We start from the raw sequence: 3,587 nt of genomic DNA, 5'->3' as shown, positions 1-3,587 counted from the left end.
TTCGGGTAGCATCACCGAATTGAACAACACGATCGGTGACGCCGGCGGCGAGAACCTGTTCTACAACCCGACCTTTAACAAAGCCGGAACTGGTGGTGATATCGCAGATGGCTGGGCCACTGAGGGCCCGGCGACCAGCGTCGAATCGCTGGTTACCTCATGGCTGAACGCAGGGGAGAAGGCGGTACGTGTTGAGGTTTCCAGTGTGGGTACCGGCACGCCCTATAAATCGCTGCGTCCAACTGGAGGCACGAAAGACCGCCGGCCGATGGTAGCGGAAGGGCAGACCGTTGCAGCTTCGATCTTTCTTCGGGGTACCGCTGGCCTGGGGTTCAGGTTCTTCATCCAGTGGATCAACGCGGCCGGCACCGTGATCAGCGCCCCTAATTCGTTGATGTTTACCATCACCGCAGCAGGCAAGCGTGAGCAATTCAGCGCAGTGGCCCCCGCAGGGGCAGTCACTTGCTACGTCTACCTGCGTATCTACAGCGCCACCGGCGCGGTAACCGCCGGATACGTAGAAATGGCTAGGCCCCAGTTTGAGTATGGTTCGCGCGCAACCGGCTGGCGAGACAACGGCCAAGTCAATGCGGTGAACAACAGTGCGACTTCGGCAGCCGTGGGTAGCCTCACTTCGACCGTCGACCAGCAAGGCTCAACTCTATCCAGCGTGGCGGGGAGGACCACCAGCCTGGAAAACAGTCTGACCACGACCAACCAGAATGTGACAGCTGCGCAGCAGGCGGCTCAGGCCGCCGCTACAGCAGCGGGCGCGAAGGGGGAGGTCATTTACGGCTCAACGGCTCCGGCCGCAGACAAGCGCCTGGCGCAAAACCTGTGGATCGACACCACCGGCAACGCCAACACGCCCAAGCGCTGGAGTGGCACCGCCTGGGTCGCCGTGACCGACAAAGTCGCCACTGATGCAGCGGCTGCAGCGGCCAGTGCGCTCAGCCAGGTGGCGACGAAGGCTGAGGCCTCGGCGGTCAACTCGCTGACCAACCGGGTAAGCACTGCGGAGGGCACGATTACCAGCCAGAGCTCTGACATCACCCAGCTCAAAAACAGCGTGGGCGCGGCCCAGCCATTCGTGGCTGGCCGTGCATGGGAGTTCACTGGCTCTACCCGTGGGTGGGTGGCTACCGCATCCGGCTCTACGTTCACAACTGGGCCGCTGTTCGCCACCATGGCCAAGTCTCAAAGCCTGCAGTGCAACTTCACACCTGTGCTGCCAGGTGCGGAGAACCCCTACCTGCGCATTCGCCTGCGTCGTCGCAACACCACGCGTACCACGGCACGACTGTACTGGGCCAACGAAGACGGCGGCTTGGCGGAGGCTCGCCGCCTGGACTGGACGATCAGCACGACGACCACGGATTGGCAGGACATTGAAGTCGATCTCTCCGGCCATGCCGGATGGAACGGCAAGAACATGTATGCCATTCGCTTGGATATGATGAACTCCGCCGACACGACCGGTGAAATCGACATCGCCTACATCGCGCTTGGAAGGCGATCGGCGGCTGCCTCAGCGCAAGCGGTATCCAGCCTCGACAGTGTTGTAACGCAGCAGGGCGCAACGCTCACTGCGGAGTCGAAGCGCATCGACGGACTTTATACCTCGGTTGGGGATGCCAATGCGGCCATTCAGAGCGAGGCCACGGCCAGGTCCAGCGGTGATGCTGCGCTTGGCCAGCGGGTGGACACTGTCCAAAGCAACCTGGGCACCACCAACGCCTCTGTACAGCAGATCAGCACGGCCCAGACCACGCTGAACAACAAGGTCAATGCCTCCTACTCCGTGAAGCTCCAGGTCACCGCCGGCGGGCAGTACGTTGCCGCTGGATTCGGCCTTGGGGCTGATAACAGCAGCGGGGTGCTGCAATCGACCTTCGCTGTAATGGCCGACCGATTCGCTGTGCTAAACCCATCGGGCAACGGTTTTGTGAGCCCGTTCGCTATCCAGAACGGACAAGTGTTCATCAATGAAGCGTTCATATCAAAGCTATCTGTCCAGAGCGCCCTCGTTTCTGCGGATATTAACTCTTCGTTGGTAAACGCACAGGGTCTTCCGCTTATGCAAATGATTACTCGGACTGCGCAGATCATAATGCGCCACCCAACTCGAGCTAACACTTACACAATGATGGATGTAAACGGAATTGACGTTATTGTCGATGGAGTGAGAAGGGTTCGAATGGGGGTTTGGTAATTGCGGGGGATGTTATTCCGGCAAGGTTGTCGCTCGGCGTAATGCTCTGTGCAGCAGGTCAGTACAGCATTTTTGAGTTCTGGATAAATATATGGCCACCGGGCTTGAAACATATGGTTCAGACGGTCGACTATTGGTCAACATGACAATGTCGATCAGTCAGCATCAAGGTGATGTTGTCACGAACGCAGCGGGCGGAGCCATTACTCTTCCCGCTATGCCGGCAGGTAAACGGCGCTTCTACATTGTTGTGTCGCTTGTGGATACACAGCTATGGAAAGGCAAAAAGCCGGGGGTGACAATTTCCGGTGACACCATGTCGTGGCAATATCAGCATTCCACGTGGTTCGGACAGTTCAGCGCTAACTGCCGTATTTACTACGGTTACTATTAGGAGGTCAGATGCCTGTCGGATTTCAGGCTTTCAAAGAAGATGGTTCGCTGCTGTTCGACATTGATCGTATAACCTACGGACTCTTGAAAAGCGGCTATTTGAACCTCGTTGACCGGTGGGGCAGGCATTACCTTCGCTCTGGCCAGCTGAACCCCAACGATGAAGGGAGCTGGGGATACTCAGACTTCCGAGACCCTATATGCGGTATCACCGTCAGCGGCGCAATTTCACCAATCGTATTCTTGGTTGGAGATGGCAAGCCATGCGGGGAAGCGGTAAACGGGAATGATATAACTCTTTATTTCAAGGGTTGCTCACCGAACACCAAAGCATTCGTTTTTGATTTGATGCGTGACGTGGGAGAGAGGTCGGGCATGGAGTGCTATGACGCAGCGGGTCGTATTAGCTTCACAACTGGAATGCCGCCGCTGAACGTTATCGCCACCGTTGATCCACCCGCAATAAACCCTCCTGTTTCTTCGAACACGGACATTCGTTGGACGCCGTATTCTGGCGGAGGCAATGAAAGGTCGGGTCTTGAATGGTCGTCGGGCGACTTTGTGCAGCCCAAGGGAGCTGTATTTGTCCCTGTGGCCTCGGGTGAGTTAGCGGCTTACCTCACGTTCTCCCGGATCTGTCTTTTGAATGAAGGATCTGATCTGGGTGCTGGTACTTTTAGGACTAATGCCAACGAGGGCTGCGGAGGCTCGCAAGGGGGCGTTCGTTTTTTCTTCAGCCCCGCGGTTGCAACAACCGCCGTAATATTCGGCAGCTCCACTACGTCGTGGTTTGACATTCCAACTGATCGCCAGCCACAAGCGCTCGTTATTCGCGCATCTGATTACCCATTTCCATTTAGATAACCCATGAGGAAACACCCATGCCATATGTAGCTATCAACCTGGCCAATGATTACGACTCGGCCAATAAAACCCGATACGCCACCCAGGAGGAAGCCGACGCCCGAGCCCGCGAGATCTT

3 protein-coding genes are annotated in these 3,587 nt (G+C 57.1%); all 3 read left to right on the top strand.

What is annotated here, in order from left to right:
• Positions 1 to 2,212 (top strand): DUF1983 domain-containing protein (locus APH30_RS26465; RefSeq protein WP_156326722.1); only part of this gene is annotated, 2,212 nt, incomplete at its 5' end.
• A gap of 91 nt (positions 2,213 to 2,303) precedes the next feature.
• Entirely contained in the window at positions 2,304 to 2,606 is a 303-nt protein-coding gene (locus tag APH30_RS26460; protein ID WP_054914191.1) for a hypothetical protein, read from the top strand.
• Positions 2,607 to 2,614: 8 nt separating this feature from the next.
• Entirely contained in the window at positions 2,615 to 3,469 is an 855-nt protein-coding gene (locus tag APH30_RS28960; protein ID WP_156326720.1) for a hypothetical protein, read from the top strand.
• The last annotated feature ends 118 nt before the right edge of the window (positions 3,470 to 3,587 follow it).

Origin of the sequence: Pseudomonas sp. NBRC 111127 (assembly GCF_001320345.1) — a bacterium.
GTDB lineage: Bacteria > Pseudomonadota > Gammaproteobacteria > Pseudomonadales > Pseudomonadaceae > Aquipseudomonas > Aquipseudomonas juntendi.
Note: the sequence above shows the minus strand (reverse complement) of the source record. Positions and strands in the feature narration are given on the sequence as shown.